13 protein-coding genes and 1 pseudogene are annotated in these 17,622 nt (G+C 40.5%); 11 read left to right on the plus strand and 3 right to left on the minus strand.

Annotated elements, in window-relative coordinates; translation table 11 throughout:
* The 3 genes and pseudogenes from NJ959_RS12215 to NJ959_RS30695 form a co-directional block, all read right to left on the minus strand.
* A partial coding sequence (locus tag NJ959_RS12215) for a response regulator (protein ID WP_254012029.1) occupies positions 1-882 on the minus strand: 882 nt, incomplete at its 3' end.
* Between the two features lie 17 nt (positions 883-899).
* The gene (locus NJ959_RS30690) at positions 900-1,832 is read right to left on the minus strand and encodes an ATP-binding response regulator (RefSeq protein WP_373693651.1); all 933 of its coding nucleotides are present in this window, start codon (positions 1,830-1,832) and stop codon (positions 900-902) included.
* A gap of 459 nt (positions 1,833-2,291) precedes the next feature.
* A pseudogene (locus tag NJ959_RS30695) lies at positions 2,292-3,833 on the minus strand (methyl-accepting chemotaxis protein); the annotation flags it as partial.
* An 802-nt stretch (positions 3,834-4,635) separates the two neighbouring features.
* Between NJ959_RS30695 and NJ959_RS12225 the strand changes: the two are divergent.
* From NJ959_RS12225 to NJ959_RS12275, 11 genes are all read left to right on the plus strand, one after another.
* Complete coding sequence (locus tag NJ959_RS12225) at positions 4,636-5,424, plus strand: hypothetical protein (protein WP_254012031.1); 789 nt, start codon at positions 4,636-4,638, stop codon at positions 5,422-5,424.
* Positions 5,425-5,614: 190 nt separating this feature from the next.
* Positions 5,615-6,859 (plus strand): ABC transporter substrate-binding protein, encoded by a 1,245-nt coding sequence (locus tag NJ959_RS12230; protein WP_254012032.1) that lies wholly within the window; start codon positions 5,615-5,617, stop codon positions 6,857-6,859.
* Between the two features lie 38 nt (positions 6,860-6,897).
* Positions 6,898-7,488, plus strand: a complete 591-nt coding sequence (locus NJ959_RS12235) for a hypothetical protein (RefSeq protein WP_254012033.1) — start codon at positions 6,898-6,900, stop codon at positions 7,486-7,488.
* 174 nt (positions 7,489-7,662) lie between these two features.
* A complete protein-coding gene (locus tag NJ959_RS12240; RefSeq protein WP_254012034.1) occupies positions 7,663-7,962 on the plus strand; it encodes a hypothetical protein in 300 nt (99 codons plus the stop codon).
* Between the two features lie 145 nt (positions 7,963-8,107).
* Positions 8,108-9,100, plus strand: coding sequence for a pentapeptide repeat-containing protein (locus NJ959_RS12245; protein WP_254012035.1), 993 nt, complete (start codon positions 8,108-8,110; stop codon positions 9,098-9,100).
* Positions 9,101-9,373: 273 nt separating this feature from the next.
* Positions 9,374-11,686, plus strand: a complete 2,313-nt coding sequence (locus NJ959_RS12250) for an adenylate/guanylate cyclase domain-containing protein (protein WP_309242612.1) — start codon at positions 9,374-9,376, stop codon at positions 11,684-11,686.
* Between the two features lie 196 nt (positions 11,687-11,882).
* Complete coding sequence (locus NJ959_RS12255) at positions 11,883-13,226, plus strand: pentapeptide repeat-containing protein (RefSeq protein WP_254012037.1); 1,344 nt, start codon at positions 11,883-11,885, stop codon at positions 13,224-13,226.
* A gap of 73 nt (positions 13,227-13,299) precedes the next feature.
* Positions 13,300-14,037: a DUF2259 domain-containing protein gene (locus tag NJ959_RS12260; RefSeq protein WP_254012038.1), complete on the plus strand. Its 738-nt coding sequence runs from the start codon at positions 13,300-13,302 to the stop codon at positions 14,035-14,037.
* A gap of 9 nt (positions 14,038-14,046) precedes the next feature.
* The gene (locus NJ959_RS12265) at positions 14,047-15,975 is read left to right on the plus strand and encodes an AAA family ATPase (RefSeq protein ID WP_254012039.1); all 1,929 of its coding nucleotides are present in this window, start codon (positions 14,047-14,049) and stop codon (positions 15,973-15,975) included.
* A complete protein-coding gene (locus NJ959_RS12270; RefSeq protein ID WP_254012040.1) occupies positions 15,972-16,586 on the plus strand; it encodes an HNH endonuclease family protein in 615 nt (204 codons plus the stop codon). Before NJ959_RS12265 ends, NJ959_RS12270 begins: the two co-directional genes overlap by 4 nt.
* A 274-nt stretch (positions 16,587-16,860) precedes the next feature.
* Positions 16,861-17,472, plus strand: coding sequence for a Uma2 family endonuclease (locus tag NJ959_RS12275; RefSeq protein ID WP_254012041.1), 612 nt, complete (start codon positions 16,861-16,863; stop codon positions 17,470-17,472).
* Positions 17,473-17,622 lie beyond the last annotated feature (150 nt).

Consider the following 17,622-nt stretch of genomic DNA (forward strand, 5'->3'; position numbering starts at 1 on the left):
TCCCCACTCCCCACTCCCCACTTTTAAAATTACCCCACCTTGGTTGGTAAACTTAATGGCATTTCCCAGTAAGTTAATTAGAACTTGTCGCAGTCGTTTGTTGTCTGCACGAATAGCATGAGGGAGTGGAGAAGTTGGTTGATAAGTAAAGGAAATTCCTTTTTGTTTAGCCCAAAGTTGGCATATTTCTACTACTTCCTGGAGGAAGGAAGAAAATATAAAATCCGTTTGGTAAAGATCCATTTTTCCGGCTTCAATTTTTGACAAGTCAAGGATATCGTTGAGTAGGGTAAGGAGGTGGGAACCAGACTGAGAAATGATTCGGAGTTGTTCAAGTTCTTCTGGTGTCATTGTGTTCGAGCCTTGGAGAATTTGGGCGATGCCTAGAATACCATTTAGGGGGGTGCGAAGTTCATGACTCATATTGGTCAAAAATTCGCTTTTCGCCCTATTTGCTGCCTCAGCCGCTTGTTTAGATTTCTCAAGTTGCTTAGTCAAGGATCGCAATCTTAATTGTACGTTGATGCGAGCCAAAACTTCTTCTCTCTGAATGGGTTTGGTAATATAATCTACCCCACCAACGGCAAATCCTTTAACTTTATCCTCCGTCTCAGAAAGCACTGTCATAAAAATTACGGGAATATTGCAGGTGTTGGGTGATAATTTTAAACGGCGGCAGGTTTCCCAGCCATCAATTCCCGGCATCATCACATCCAGAAGGATTAAATCTGGAGATATTTTTTCCAGTTTTTTAATCGCACTTTCACCGTCTTTTGCTACTAATACTCTAAATCCTGAATCCTTCAAAAAATCTGACAGAAGTTGAATATTCGATGGATGATCGTCAACAATAAAAATTAGATTTTGGTCTTGGGCTTCCATAGTTATAGTTCAGAAACTTATCTATTGAGAAGTTTAATAATTCCTTCCTCATCAAACTCCTTAGCTAATTTCAGGAGTTTCGCAGAAAAGGAGTGATATTGGGGTTCTGATTTGCCAAATCTGGTGGCTTCATCTTCAATGGCATCAAAATCCCCGATTTCGATGGCGGCACAAATAGCAGTCAGTTGCTCAGGTGGCGGTACTCTGATTTCAGACTGGATATCGGTTTTTGGCGTTCCCGCCGAGATTGTTCCCTGATGACTGCTGGTAGAAGCCCTAGCTGCACTATCTTTTACCAATTCTAATTCATCTTTTTCGTAAATCCATTGCAATCCTAAATAATTTTGTAATTTTTCTAGTAATTCTTCGGCTTGGATTGGTTTGGGGAGAAAATCATTGCAGCCAGATTCCCAACTCTGTTGTCGATTAAAATTAAACACGCTAGCGCTTGATGCGAGAATAATTTTTTCTTTAAACTCTGGTAATTTGCGCAACTGTCGTGTCATTTCAAAGCCATCCATCACAGGCATAACGAGATCTGTGATAATTATATTTGGATGAAATTCCATGGCTTTTTCTAATCCTTCTTTGCCATTACTAGCTTCTATTAGTTCAAAGCCTATGGTATCTAGCAAATTAACGATTACCGAAAGATTTTCCCATCGATCATCGACTACTAATATTTTCTGTCTTGCTCCTTCATAACCAATTATATTTGTTTTCGCCTTAACAGTGGCTGATGTCATCCAGTATAGAGCTTCTGGCAAATCCAGATCGATCCAAAACTTGCTCCCAACTCCAGGTGTACTTTCAACTTCGAGTTTGCTACCCATCAATTGTACAATTTTGAGGCTGATAGTTAATCCTAATCCAGTACCTTCAGATTTGCGATCGCTATCTCCCACTTGTTCAAATGGCAAGAATATTTTCTCCAATTGTTCGGAAGTCATCCCGACACCCGTGTCTTCCACTTGGAAGCCAATTTTATTTGTTGTTGGTTGTTGGTTATTGGTTATTGGTTGTTGGTTATTGGTTGTTGGTTGTTGGTTGTTGGTTATTTGTTGTTGGTTGTTGGTTATTGGTTGTTGGTTATTTGTTGTTGGTTGTGGATTTAATAATGGTATTTTTTCCTCTATCTCGTCATCTATTGGAGATGCGTCGATTGCGCCAACTTTGAAGGTGACGCTGCCAGAATCGGTAAACTTAATCGCATTACCTAGTAAATTTAGCAATACTTGCCGCAATCTTTTTTCATCGGCATAGACAGCAGTTGGTAGTTTATTTAAAACTTGGAATGTAAAGGTAATTTCTTTTTGTTCAGCCTTAATCCGGCAGATTTCTACTACTCCTTCCAAAAAAGAAATTAAATGGAAATCTTTGGGATAAAGTTCCAGTTTCCCAGCTTCGATTTTAGATAAGTCTAAAATATCGTTAATCAGAGTAAGTAAGTGTGAACCACACTGGTGAATAATCCCAACTCGCTCTTGTTGCTTTGGGGCGACATCCTGATCCCGTTGCATAATTTGTGCGTATCCTAAAATGCCATTTAGAGGAGTGCGCAATTCGTGACTCATATTGGCAAGAAATTCGCTTTTGGCATGGTTAGCCACTTCAGCAGCAATTTTGGCTTCTTGAAGTTCTGATGTCCTTTCTTCGACGCGATTTTCTAGTTCTTCATTTGTCTTTTCTAAGGCATTAAACGACTCCTGTAACTGAATTGCCATTAGATTAAAAGACTGAGATAACTTTCCTAATTCTTTCACTCCTTTTATGTCTACTTGTCGAGTTAAGTTGCCACTAGCGATGGCTTCAGATGCTTCCATTAGATGAAAAATAGGTTTGCTAATCCAGCGGGATGTAAGTAATCCCAGTATAGTGGCTACGACTAATGCGGCTAAACATAATATAATGGTGGTACGGTTATTGGCATTAATTTGTGCCATGAAATCAGCTTCGGGAACGACAACCACAATCAGCCAATCCAAACCCAAATTGTCCCGCCAAGGAGTTACCTGAATAAACTCTCTTTGATTATTTATTTTTGTCTTAAGCTGTTTAGTATCTTTAATCTCATTGAGGCTGCCGAAATCTTTGAGTAAATAGTGGGTTGTGGCTTGAATTAAAGGATCGCTACTGTCTGATGCTTTAACTCTTTCTGCTTTTCCGTTAACAATTTTGTAGGATGGGGCGGTACTGGAACTTGATACAATTAGACCATTTCGTTCTAAAATAAATGTTTTTCCTGATGGGCTAATTTTTAACTGTTGGAGGAATTTACCAATCTGGGAAATACTCAAGTCGATACCGATAACTCCGATAAGATTATGAGATTTATCGTAGACAGGAGAATTCACACTAATTGCTATTTGATCCGGAAAGTCAGCCCAGTTATAAATTGGACTCCAAACGGTTTTCCCAGCGGTAACTGTCTTGGTATACCAATCTGCTGCTAGAGGGTTATTATTTTTATAGATTTCCCTAAGAGAAGCACGATTACCCAGATTATCTGGAGCGTAGGAATAAAGTTTATCTAAGTTAGGCTTGGAAAGATCGGCGATTTCCAAGATGTCCCCTACATAGCCAGATCCAATGTATTCACCTTCTTGAGTGCCATAGTTAATATAAGTAAACCCGTAGACTTTAACTTGGTTCCAGAAGTATTTACCTACGCCCTCAAAATTGTTTAAGTCTAGGAGTCCGACTTGAATCGCCTGCAAATTTATTTGATTAACTTGTTTAGGTATGGATAAGTAACTGTTGAGATGTTCGTCAATACGCAAGCTAATTTCACCAATCAAATGACTAGCAAGGTTTGCCACTGCTTTTTGTCCATTTCGCCAAGAAAAATACCCGACAAGTCCTACCGCCGTGAATATTTGCAGGACAAAGGGGACAATTAAAATCATTTGTAGAGAAACTTTTCCAGCCAGTTTAACCGCTAAATTGGTCATGTTGATAGGGGGGAGTAATAATAAGTTGTTCGTTCGTACAGCTATCCTAATGAATCTGTCAGTTACTTTTAGTTATTTGTTACTAGTTATTTGTTTGTTTTTCTCGGATTTATTTTGTTAGTTCAAGATGACTGACAGTGGGGAACTAACTACTGATACTTAAGAAGTAAAATAAATATTATAGTATATTCAATTTGGTCAATGTGCCAATCTCTGGTGAGAGATTAACAATCAGTTGTCCCGCTCACCATGCCAGAGTAGTTAACAGTCTTCACAGCAGTAACCTCTCAGGGCTGGGGAATGCCCGATCGCTTATAAGCTGATAGCTTGTCAGTTATGATAGTAAAGGCTCCCATTGCGATCGCTCCCCTTGAGTAAAGCAAGCAGTGCATCGATCGAGTAAAATCATTATAATTTCCAGGGTGTCCAAGAGGGCAGTGCCAATAGCCAAGTAGCCGAGTTTCTCTAGAGAGTTGGTTGTTATCAGTAAACCGGGTATTTTGGATAAGTACCCATTTTCCCCAAAATCCCTGGTAGAAGCCAAGTAGGGGTAAACTTTTTTAGGGGTGTGACACTACCAGCCAGCTCAATGGCAATTGGACTGGAATTACTATACTTTAGAGGTACTTTAGCACGTCTCTACATTAGACACTGGGGTGGTGGATAAGTTAATAGATTGCCATGGGATAGAAATCCAAAATAAAAGAATTAAAATCTATTTTCCTAGCTCTTGCATCTAGATAGTACATTGTAATTTTAACTCCATACTTCCACTTACCCAATCCCTAGCTTAAGATTAGTCATGATCTTTACTATCATCGTCCCAAAAGAATATACTGTAGCTCAAACTCGCCGTGAGTCCAAGATATCAGTGCCGCCTTCACCCCCAACCCGCCCAGAGCCTAAAAATTCTGGCTCAATCTGGATGTTCGTCTCAATTGGATTGGTGTTAGTGACGATTGGGTTAGGTGTCTATGGCAAGCTTAAACTTGAAGAGATGGAAAAAAAACTTAAATTTGAGCAGTTTAAAACAAAAGATCTCCATAAAAAATTTAAGTTAGCACTTAATACTATACATAAAATGGAAAGCAATCCAGATTTAGTTCATTCGCGAGAATTTAATCTAGATTACCTGAGACTGCGGATGGAGGAAGAGGTATTTCACTTTGCGATTGTTAACCAAATTAAAATCAAAGTCAAACAATTAATTAGCATAGCACTTAGACCAACTCAAGCATCTCAAAGTGCGGTGGGAATTGCTAGTGTCACAGGCAGAGAAGTTGATGAAACATTTGATGTGAAGTACGAGACGGAAACAGGAGGGAAACGGAATATGCGAGTACTGTTTCGCGTTCAAGTTAAACTAATGAAATTACCCACCCAAGCAACATCAGCAACTATTAGTCAGATTATCGACTGTATTGAAAACTTTCTCAGCCCAGAGGATGAAAGCTGGCAACCGACAATTCAAGGTAGAATTGTCTCCCTACATTGGGATCAAAAAGCAAAACCTACTCCATTGCTGGTTTTGCAGCAATCTAGTGAAGGAGTCAATGTTACCCTCCGGACAAATCGGGCGCGTATTCAATAAAAACTAAGCATTAGGCTATCAGCACCTCAGCGGTTACCCTTCAAGACAATTGGTGAATTTCCTGTCATTGAGATGGATATTTAGTCGGAATCAGGATTGGGACTCTCTTGCGATCGCTGATAGCTAAAGAATGATATAATCTCTATCTATAGTAAATTGAGCTTGAACTAGCTCTGAAATGCCTCAATTAATGAGCCAAATCAAATCCATGCAGTTATTCAGACTCATTACACTCGTTTGTCTGTGTTTATTTCTAAATGCACCTCTGGCTTGGGCTATACCCATCAAAATTGGCATGTCGGCTACATTTACAGGTGCTTCTCGCAACCTTGGTATTGAACTATATCAGGGGGCGATGGCATACATTGAAAATATCAACAAGTCAGGGGGAATCAATGGAAATGAGATCGTTGTGCAAGTCTATGATGATAAATATGAACCTCTACCTGCTCTACAAAATACAATTAAGCTAGTTGAACAAGATAAAGTTATTGCATTATTCAATTATGTAGGGACTCCCACCGTAGTCCAGATTCTACCCCTATTAAAAAAATACGCTGACCAAAATACATTGCTCTTTTTTCCCTTAACAGGAGCGCAACCTCATCGACAACCTCCCTATAGCCAATATGTTTTTAACCTCAGAGCTTCCTATCGAGAAGAAACTGCTGGAATTGTCGATAATTTGGTGAAAGTTGGTCGCAAGCGTATTGCCGTATTTTATCAGCTTGATTCCTATGGCAGAAGTGGTTGGGATGGAGTATTGAAGGCTTTACAAAAAAATGATTTGGATATAGTCGAAGAAGCCACCTACCGCAGAGGCGCAACCTTTGAAACCAGTTTTAAGCCCCAGGTTGAAGCGATTAAAAAGGCAACACCCGATGCAATTATTTCTATTGGCAGTTATCAGGCTTGTGCGGGATTCATTAGGGATGCTAGAAATGCAGGTTTAAATGTACCAATCGCCAACGTTTCCTTTGTCGGTAGTGAAAGTTTATTAAAGTTACTTGTAGAGGGAGGTGTCAGTGGAAGAGACTACACCCGCAACTTAATCAACTCTCAAGTTGTCCCCAGCTATGAGGATCTTTCCTTGCCTGCTGTAGAGGAATACCGTAAATTAATTGACGCTTACAGAGCCACGCCATCAAAACCTCCAGTCCCCAGTGATTATAAACCTATCCGTTATAGTTTTGTCAGCTTTGAAGGTTTCCTGAATGCTAAATTATTGGTAGAAATTTTAAAGCTTGTACCTGATTTATCAACCTCGCCAGATCTCCGTCCCATTGTTGAGAAGTTGGAAAATTTGGATATTGGTATTGGCGCTCCAATTACCTTTAATTCTCAAAAACATCAAGCACTCAGTAACGTTTATTATACGACTGTAGAAAGTGGTATATTTATCCCCATTGGGGAATGGGAAAGATTTGCGAAATAAGTACAATTTTCCAGAAAATATTCAAAAGGTGCTGAATTATGATCGTAACAAAACGGCTAAAGAAGGCATTAATCTTAAACGGAATTATATTTAGCTTGATTGCAATTTCAACCTTGATATCCTCGGTGTGGAATCTTAGTGCTAGTCTGGTTGTACCATATCAGAATCAGGGAGTTGCTCTGACTCGCTCCGTTGCCAATTTTAGTAGCTCACTCCTCTTCGGTAGCCCTTATGAAAGTATTCAGGGTGTAATTGATGGCTTGGGCGAGATTGAGGGATTATCTTACATTTTTGTGAGCGATTCAACAGGAAGAATCGTGGCTCATACCTTTTCCCCTCTGATTCCCCAACTATTCTCAAAAACTGAGAAAGCGAGTCGCGCCTTTAATGGCAAAGACTTTCAGGAACAAAAACCAAAAATCCGAAACATCAAACTCCCAGAAATTGGCAAAGTAATTGATATTGGTTTTCCAGTTATGTCTGGGGTAGCTGGACAAGTACATGTGGGACTAAAGCAACAGATTATAGATGCTCAAATTAGAACATTTGTTATTAGGCAGATTGGGATTGCGATCGCTTTATTTTTTATTAGTACAGGAGTTACTTATTTGGTGCTAGCACGTATATAAAAGGATAAAGGTTGAAGGTTGAAGGATAAAGGATTAATATAGCAAGCAGGTAGACGGAATTCAACCTAAAATTCCTATATTGAGAACTCGAAAACCCCGACTTCTTAAAGAAGTCGGGGATCTGAGTGTTATCTGGATTTAGTACCTGATTTTAATCTGACGAGAGACAAAATCTTGCCAGAGCTAATAGCTGCTGAATCGTTATACCAAGTTGGATCTCTCCGTAGAGCAGGCATCCCGCCTGCGGCTGACGGCGGGACACCTGTGAGTTATATAAACCGGGTTTCTGGCGGACTTCACTCATCTGAAAAGAGCTGTATTTCTACTGTCTTCACAAATCCTTTACAGAAAATCCTCTTAATTAAAGATTTGATGAAGACCATAGTATTTATCCGGATATTTAGTTATTCTAATGCTAGAGATGTTCTAGTTATAGTTTGTAAAATTATCGGCAACCCTTATACCATTAGATGACATTGCAGCTCAACTGCCCCTCTGTATAAAGCTTAAAGTAGAGCAGCCGCACTACAACTCACGCTAGAAACACAGATTTTTGACGGGAGCAAGCTAGAAAAACATCCGTACTATAACCAAATAAAACAAGCTGGCGAGGATAACTATGACGCAGTCTCAGACATTACTGAATATAAAAGAGAAATCTGAACTAGACGTTGAGGACACCTCCTCCCCAATCGCGAGGTTAAAAATTCAGCACTTTTCTAAACTGACTAAAAATTTGATCGGGGTAAATTTCAGCGGTGAAGATCTTAGTGGTGTAAACTTCAGCGGTGCTAATCTCAACGAAACTGACTTCACCGAAGCTGATCTCAATGGTGCTAACCTCAACAGTGCCAAGATCAATAATGCCAACCTCAGCCTTGCTGACTTAAGCGAAGCCAACCTCAGCCTTGCCAAACTAGATAACTCAGATTTGAGCCTTGCTAATCTCAGCTATGCCAAGTTAATTGGCACTAATCTTAGAGGAGCCAATCTCTGTCGTGCCGATCTGATTGCAGCTAATCTCAGTGGCGCTAATCTCAACAGTGCTAATCTCAGCGGCGCTAATCTCAGCGATGCCAATCTTACTGGAGTTTACCTAATCCGTAGCGATCTCAACGGTGCTGACTTAATTAATGCTAACCTCAGCGGTGCCGATCTCCGAGAGGCAAAGCTAATCAATGCTAACCTGAGCGGTGCTTACCTCAAGGGAGCCAACCTTACTGGTGCTAGCCTCAGTCGGGCATATCTCATCGGTGCTAACCTCAACCAAGTCTATTTCATCGGAGCCAATCTCAGCGGTGCTGAATTAAAGCACGCCTACCTCAAAGATGCCAACCTGAGCCGGAGTAACCTCAACGGCACTAAATTGGGTGGAGCTAACTTAAGAGGAGCACAACTGGGCGGTGCTAATCTGAGAAATGCCTACCTTGGTGCTGCGGATCTCAGTAATGCCAACCTTAGCGGTGCTTCCTTGATCCATGCTAACCTTAGCCGTACTGACCTCAGCTATGCCAACGTTGAGAAATCTCGATTTGGATATAATTCAGGATTATCTGACACAATGAAGAGAAGCCTGATCCAGCGGGGGGCGATTTTTGAAGAGGTTAGCTAAAAGTATTGTTCACTTTTGACCACTGATTCAATCAATTCGTTTCTAGACTTGTTCGCTGATATCGTAATCAGCGATAGAGTACGATGGGCAAGATCGGAATTAACGCCTGTGGACAGGTTAGGTATCGTCACCCCTGGTAGAAGCAGGAAGCAAACATTTGAAAGCGAGTGAGTTAGAGTTACTCGCCCATCAGTAGGTTTTGTATTGCCAATGACTAGTCGTTTAAAGCAACTTCTATCCCTGTTAGGCCCACTCTGCAGAGAATACCTGATCGTGGATCGAGATTTCAAAATCTTAGAGATCTCTTTGGAGGTACAACGATTTGCTGATGCTCCTGATGAGGTGGTGGTGGGAAAAGATATTCGCCTCAGCTTTCCGGAATTGATCGGAGTTGAAGATACCCTCATGGATATTCTTCAACAACGACAGGATGGTTTTGAATTAAATGCAATTGGACGGTTTTCCGATCCAAACAACCCTTTATATGTTGATTTCCATATTATCAAAAATAACTTCGTAATTTATGACCAGGAACAATTATCAGAAAATCAATTAATTATCTTCTTTGAAGATGTCACTAGGAGAATGGTTTTGGAGCAAACATTAGTTCAGGCAACTAATGAAACCAGCCTTCTATTTAGTAGCTTATCCGCATCGAAAGCCTATATTGATAAAATCGTTGACTCAATGGCAGATGCGTTATTGGTAACCAGTCCATCAGGAATTATCAAGACGGTCAATTATTCTACACAAAATTTGTTTGGCTATCGCGAATCTGAATTGATCGGACAGCCCATATCACTGATCATTAAAGATGCTAATTTATTAAATGCAAACAATCAACAGCATCTCTTAAGCGATCCATCCTTTAATCATTTAGAAGTAGTTTGTTTAACTAAAACTGGAGAAAAAGTAACGATTGCTTTTTCCTGCTCAGTCATTCAAACTGAAACAGAAGGTGTGGAAAATTTTATTTATATTGGTCGAGATATCACCGAGCGTCAGCGGAACCAAAAGCGTTTAGCAGCCCAACATGCCACTACCCGCATCATATCAGAGTCGCGAACGATCGCAGATGCCCTCCCCAAAATTATCCCAGCAATTGCTGAAACCTTGGCATGGGATCTCGGTGAACTCTGGATACCAGAAATAGAAGGAGATAAATCCCAATATATTGCTAATCTCCAATCTGCCATCTCCAATCCTCAGTTGCGATGTGTGGAAACTTGGATAACACCTTCAATAGCTATTCCAGAGTTAGTTGATTTAACCCAGAAGAAGACATTAGTTGGAGATGTTGGCTTTCCTGGCAGGATTTGGGCAACCCGTTCCCCTCAATGGATTGGGGATTTGACTCAGGAGGTAAACATTGACAGAGATCCTATATTGGCTATTGCGGGAATACATGGAGCCTTTGGGTTTCCTCTCCAAGACGATGGTGAAATCTTGGGAGTGATGGCATTTTATAGTACTGATGTTCAACGATACGATCCAGAATTATTGGAAGTAATGGCAGCAATTGGCAGTCAATTGGGACAGTTTATTAAGCGCAAACAAGCAGAAGCAGCACTATTAGAAAGTGAAGAAAGATATCGAGATTTGTTTGAAAATGCCAGCGATTTAATTCAATCGGTTACGGCTGATGGCAAATTTATGTATGTAAATCGAGCTTGGCGAGAAACCCTAGGATATAGCCAAGAAAAAATTGCCAACATGTCGGTGTTTGACATTATTCATCCTGATGCTCAAGTCCATTGTCTCCAGGTACTTCAGCGAGTAATGTCTGGAGAAAAAATTGAGCGAGCAAAAATGGAATTACTGACCGAAGACGGTCGTAAAATATCACTAGAAGGCAGCATTAACTGTAAATTTGTAGAAGGAAAACCAATCGCAACTCGTGCCATTTTACGAGATATTACCGAGCGCTTGCTCTCAGAAGCAGCCTTACGCCAGGAACAGGAAAAATCAGAACAGCTTATCCTCAACATTTTGCCATCTCCCATTGCCAATCGCCTCAAACAAGATCATCGGATCATCGCCGATGACTTTGCTGAAGTGACGGTGTTATTTGCCGATATCGTTGGCTTTACCCAACTCTCTTCATCGATCAGTCCAATTGTACTACTAGATTTACTCAATCAAATTTTTACAGCCTTCGATAGACTATGCGAAGAACATGGTTTAGAGAAAATTAAGACTATAGGTGATGCCTATATGGTAGTTGGCGGACTACCTAATCCAGATCCCAACCATGTAGACGCGATCGCAAAAATGGCACTAGATATGCAAGCCACTATCCCTCAATTTTGCGACCATACAGGTAAAGTATTCAATATTCGGATTGGCATCAACACAGGACCCGTCGTCGCGGGGGTGATTGGACTCAAAAAATTCAGTTACGATTTGTGGGGAGACACAGTTAATATTGCCAGCCGGATGGAATCTCAAGGTGTACCGGGGCGAATTCAGGTGACAGCGGCGACTTACGCACGGTTGCGAGATCAATATTGCTTTGAAGAGAGGGGTTCGATTGACGTGAAAGGTAAAGGAAAAATGATAACGTATTTTCTGGTTGGTCCAAAATAATTCAAAAGTCAGAGGTAAGGGGTAAGAGGGCAGAGGTGAGGGGTAAGAGGTCAACCGAAGGGAATTGATGATCGTGGTTCGGAGGCGATCGCAGATTTTCCGGTCGGTGATAAGCTGTACTAGATTGAGTTTGCTTAGGTTAACCAACTGATAAACAGAAAGAATGCCGTAGCTAGACTTGGCAAGAGTGGCAATTATGACGGATGAAGAATCTGGACAAGACATTAAACAGTTGCACGAGGCAACTATCAACACAACAGACAACTTCTCCAAGCTGGAGCAAATTGCCCAATTGAGTCTGGCTGATAGTTTTGTTGGTATCGATCTTAGCGATAAAGATCTCAGTGGCGAAAATCTCAGTGGTGTTAATCTCAGTAGTACTGACTTGAGTGGAGCTAACCTTAGCGCTAGTGACTTAAGCTTTGCCGATTTGAGCCTTGCTGATTTGAGCGATGCCAACCTCAGCCATGCTAACCTTAGCCGTGCCGATCTAAGCTGTGCCGATCTGAGTCGTGCCAATCTCAACAATGCTAACCTCAATGAAGCAGAACTTAGTGGGGCAAACATGAGTCGTGCTAACCTCAAAAATGCTAACCTAACTCGCGCTGAACTCAGTGGCGTTAACCTGAGTCGTGCTAACATCAGCGGTGCTAATCTCAACGGTGCTAATCTCAGCGGTGCTAACCTCAGCGCGATCGATTTTCGGGATGTGAATTTGAATGGGGCACAACTAAGCCTTGCTAACCTGAAAAAAGCCAGACTCAGCGGTGCTAATCTCAGCAGCACCAACCTCAGTAGTACGAATCTCAGAGGAGCTAACCTAAATAGTACCAACCTCAAGAATGCTAATCTGATGGGAGCCAACCTCAACAATACGAGTCTCAGAGGTGCTAATCTTGGCGAGGCTCATTTGAGAGGTGCTATCCTTAAAGATGCCTTTCTTAGATATGCTTTGCTTAGAGAAGCTAATCTTAGCGGTGCTGACCTCAGAGGAGCTAACCTAAAAGAAGCCGATCTCAAATCCGTCAACCTCAGCTTTGCTAATTTAAAGTCAGCCAACCTCAGCCTTGCTAATCTTAAAGCTGCCAATCTCACTAGCGCTAATCTCCTTGGGGCTATTCTCAGCAATACTAATCTCAGTAACACTAACTTGACCAATGCTAACTTAGGTGCGGCAAACCTGAGCGGTGCGAATATCAAAGAAGCTAACTTGAATGGTGCTAATTTGAGCGGAGCTAACCTGAATGGTGCTTTATTGAACAATGTTAATTTAGTCTGTGCTAACCTTAGCCTTGCGGATCTTAAACAAGCCAACCTCAGTAATGCTAATCTGAAGGACGCAAACCTTGGCTGTGCGGATCTCAGCGGTGTCAACTTGAACAGTGCAGACCTTACTAATGCTAATCTCAGAGGTGCAGAACTTAGCGGTACGGATTTTAGTGGGGTTACTGTGGAAAATACTATATTAGGATCTGATGCAGAACTTTCTGAGGATATGAAGCTAAATTTAATCCGGCGCGGGGCAATTTTTGAGGATTGATTGAGAGGTGGGAGGTGAGAGGTTAGAGGTACTAAACAATTAACAATTAGCAATTTCCTATAACGGCTGTATTATGAAACGGTCTCCTTTATTTGCACTACCATTTGCTGCTGCCATTATATTTTTATCTAATTATCAAGGATTGGCAACAGCCTTCAAAGCATCTCATCGCATGTCTGGGTTTTCCGTAGATAACAGTCATTATATCTATCTGGAAAGTTACCGCAATTCTGTGACAGAGGTTCCCACTGCCGAAATCCAAATTATTAATATTGAAAACAATTCTTGTGTTAGAGATGGTTGTCTGGAAACTGAATACGATCGCACCGCATACAGTATCACTAATCAAACGGCTGAAAATGACTTACTTAACAAAACGTCAACCATCAGACACGATTTAGGACTAAATAGACTTAAAGTTGGTATTCAACTACCAATTATCAAACGTAAAATAAATCACGATTACCCTCCAAGTAGCGGAATAAATCGGAGCGAGACAGTTAGTTTCCGTTTGAATAATCCAGGGGAACCTCTATATATTCGTCTAGATCAAAAGCATATTCCATCAGCCTTATCGGGAGGTGCTTCTGGGGCAGCTCGTGCTTCCATGCGGTTGGTAATTAATTATAATTATTATCAGCTTACCCTTGGGGATTTGAATAATTATCGAGATGCGGTGACAAATTATGCAATTAGAGAAGTGAGATTATCTCCAAATCGAGATAATGTAGTGGTTTTGATTGATATGACTCAACCGATGGAAGAAGGGGAAATTCAGACAACATTTGTTCAGAGTTTTCCTTTGCCATGATGATATTATATGTTTCTTACAATAGAACAGATCGGAAACTGTCTCGAACATCTAAAAAGACTCCATCATTTTTATGGAATCTCATTTTTGGTCGGAAAAATAGCATTGTTACCAGTGGGAAATACGATTCCTTTTTCATTTAAAAATGAAGAAACAAAATTTCTAGGAAAATATTTCAAACCAGCCCCTAATTCTCAATACTATTATCAAGTATTTAAAACTTCTAATCTCAATCAGCGCTGGCTTTCTCCAGACTATCCAAGATCTCTTTTAAGTTCAAGAACAAGAAGCAAATTTGCAGAGGCTTTTATTCATACAAAGGATCAATGGGGCTGGAAATTAAATTATATTGATAGTCTTCACAGCCTTTTAAATCAAAATCAAACAAAATCAGGATTAATTCCCACTTTTGACTTAGCAGTATGGCTGTATCGAGATCGAGAATTCTCTTCAGATACTTCAGCTCAAGATATTATTAATTATTTTATAACAGACTTTCACATTACAGATCGAGAACAAACAGAGTTGTTCGATCTTTCCATTCCCAAAATATCATCTCCCCTCTTTCAAGAAGAACAAGTGACATGGGAAGACTTAAGAGTATACTTAGGAAATCCACCTGACTCATTTTCAGAAGATGGAGGAACCTTACAACTTCTAGAAATACAGGGAGTAGGTTCTGGAAAAGAAATAGTTTTCCAGCCAGGAAAAAGGCTTACTATAATTACAGGAGACAACGGACTAGGAAAAACTTTTTTGCTAGATTGTGCTTGGTATGCTCTAACTGGCAAATGGGCAGGTTTACCAGCTTATCCGATGTCAACTAATAGAAAAAAAGAACCAATTATAGGGTTTGAAATCTCAGAAAATTCAGAATCTGAAAGAATTAGAGTCCCTTACGATTGGCAAACTCAAAGCTGGAAGCCTCCCAAAAAACGTCCTACTATTCCTGGCTTGATTATCTACGGCAAAGTTGATGGTTCCTTTGCTGTTTGGGACCCAGCAAAAGAGTATTTAGCAATTCAAGAAATTGGACAAAGTGATACAACTCCACGTCCATTTGTATTTACCAGAGATGAAGTATGGAATGGGCGAGATATTGAAATTGCAGGTCGAAAAACTACTTTTATTAATGGTTTGCTCCAAGATTGGATTCAATGGCAAAGTAGACCAGAAAATTCTCCTTTCCATACTCTTGAGAAAGTATTAAAGCGACTGTCTCCTCCTTTTCAAAGCGATTTGGGAACTTTAAAACCGGGAGAACCTGTTAGAATTCCATACGATGTCAGATTTATGCCCACAATTGAGCATTCTTATGGAAATGTGCCGATAGTTTATACTTCCGCAGGTGTTCGTCGTGTCATTACCCTAGCTTACCTGATTGTTTGGGCATGGGCGGAACATAAAATTCAATCTCAGCTAATTCACAAAAAACCTCAAAAAAGGATGGTAATTTTAATTGATGAATTGGAAGCCCACCTCCATCCACAGTGGCAAAGATTAATCTTGTCTGCTTTATTGGATGTCAGAGAAGATTTAGCAACTGACTTACAGGTTCAAATTTTAGTTGCCACTCACTCTCCCATAGTGATGGCATCGGTAGAATCTAGTTTTAATGAAAAATTAGACAAGTTATTTCACCTGAATCTTGTCAGAAGTGACTTATTCAGTAATGAAGTAGAGTTAAGACAATTACCCTTCATTCGTCAAGGGCGTATTGATGCTTGGCTAACATCAGATGTTTTTGGTTTAGGGCAATCTCGTTCCCTTGAAGGAGAACAAACTATCCAGGCGGCAAAAGCATTACAAGAGTCAGATAATCCCAATTCAGAAGATGTCCAAAAAGTCTCACATCAATTGCTAAAATATTTAGCCGAAGATGATGAATTTTGGTCTCGTTGGTTATTCTTTGCAAGGCAGCATGGAGCGTCTTTGTGATTCCGATTCAACAACAACCAGAACCAATAGATTTCGAGAGTAAAGTGAGATTGAAGGGGTTAGCCTTCCTGAAAAAAAATCCCCATCCTCAAACTTGGGATAATCGTGAATATTGGAGAGATTCTCTGAAAGATCTCCATATAGCTTATAACGAAATTTGCGCCTATTCTGCCCAATGGATTCCTTGGATTGCAGGCAGCCCTACTGTCGATCATTTTATCCCGAAATCTGTGAAACCAGAGCTGGCATATCAGTGGAGTAACTTTCGTCTATCCTGTCTGAAGATGAATGCTAGAAAGCGAGATTTTCAAGATGTTTTAGATCCATTTAACATCCAGGATGGATGGTTTATATTGAATTTCCCTTCTCTGCTTATTAAACCAAACCCAGAGCTAGAAGAATCGATTAAAATTAAAGTTAAAAATACCATAAAACGACTAAAGTTAAATGATGATGACGATTGTGTAAGACATCGACAAGATTGGCTGATGCGTTACTGCGAGCAGAAAATTACATTTGAGTTTCTCAAAGAAACAGCACCATTTATCGCTTATGAGTTAGAGCGTCAACATCTCGTTGATACAATTTCCTCGATTATGTCGGTAAGTTGAGTTATTTATCTTGGTCAGGACTTACGCAGCCACACTACCGATAGTGGGAATGGTGCGTTAGCAGAGCATAACGCACTACAGATAGAGGCTTTGCGTAAGTTCTGTTAGATTAAGAGTAAATTGGGAAATTGTGATGGCAACGCCAGCTAGAGGCATCGCGTTTCATCAAAAGTTGCCTGGAAAAACCTAAAACTGCAAGAGTCGAGCAGAGGCAAACCTTACCCATCAGTGCTACAGTAGAGGCAAATCTCAGTCAAATGCTCCCCATAGAATCATGCAAGCTACACAACAACGATACTACTCTCCAGAGGAATATCTAGCACTGGAGGAGGCTGCTGACGATAAAAGCGAATACATTGACGGTGAAATCTTTCCCATGGCAGGTGGCTCTACTAATCATAATCAAATAGCTGGCAATTTCTATGTTGAACTAAGTGTTGCCTTCAAAAAACTTGATTATCGAGTGTTTATGAGTGATGTGCGCTTGTGGATACCCAAGAGGCGCATTTATACTTATCCTGATGTGATGGTAGTGGCTGGAGAGCCGGAGTATTATAATAATCGTACAGATACAATTACTAATCCTAGAGTAATTATCGAGGTTTTATCCCCGTCAACAAAGGGATACGACAAGAGCAACAAATTTAAAGGATACCGCACGATTCCGACATTTCAGGAATATTTATTAATCGATCAAACTCGGATATATATCGAACATTTTCATAAGATAGATGAGCGGCGATGGGACTTTAGGGATTATGATGAATCTGATGTAGCAATTGCCCTATCTTCGGTGTCTTTGGAAATTTCTATATTAGATATCTATAATAAGGTGAATTTTGAGCAGGTAGATGGGGAAACTACACCCGATGTGGGAGAGGTTTAAAGGGAAGTTACGCCATCGATTCGTTGTGCTAGTAGCCAAAACTGCCAGTGGTTTGAACCACTGTCTCATAGATTAAGTCCGTTAAAACTGATAAATTGCAGTAGTCGCGATAACCCGACAGTGGTTCAAACCACTGTCTAATAGCTTAAG

It is taken from the genome of Limnofasciculus baicalensis BBK-W-15, assembly GCF_024178385.1.
GTDB classification, from domain to species: Bacteria; Cyanobacteriota; Cyanobacteriia; order Cyanobacteriales; family Coleofasciculaceae; genus Limnofasciculus; species Limnofasciculus baicalensis.

Coding starts and splice junctions, on each gene's coding strand:
- NJ959_RS12265 (WP_254012039.1), top strand. CDS start 14,047: ATGTTTCTTACAATAGAACAGATCGGAAACTGTCTCGAACATCTAAAA.
- NJ959_RS30690 (WP_373693651.1), bottom strand. CDS start 1,832: ATGACTTCCGAACAATTGGAGAAAATATTCTTGCCATTTGAACAAGTG.
- NJ959_RS12255 (WP_254012037.1), top strand. CDS start 11,883: ATGACGGATGAAGAATCTGGACAAGACATTAAACAGTTGCACGAGGCA.
- NJ959_RS12245 (WP_254012035.1), top strand. CDS start 8,108: ATGACGCAGTCTCAGACATTACTGAATATAAAAGAGAAATCTGAACTA.
- NJ959_RS12275 (WP_254012041.1), top strand. CDS start 16,861: ATGCAAGCTACACAACAACGATACTACTCTCCAGAGGAATATCTAGCA.
- NJ959_RS12230 (WP_254012032.1), top strand. CDS start 5,615: ATGAGCCAAATCAAATCCATGCAGTTATTCAGACTCATTACACTCGTT.
- NJ959_RS12260 (WP_254012038.1), top strand. CDS start 13,300: ATGAAACGGTCTCCTTTATTTGCACTACCATTTGCTGCTGCCATTATA.
- NJ959_RS12235 (WP_254012033.1), top strand. CDS start 6,898: ATGATCGTAACAAAACGGCTAAAGAAGGCATTAATCTTAAACGGAATT.
- NJ959_RS12225 (WP_254012031.1), top strand. CDS start 4,636: ATGATCTTTACTATCATCGTCCCAAAAGAATATACTGTAGCTCAAACT.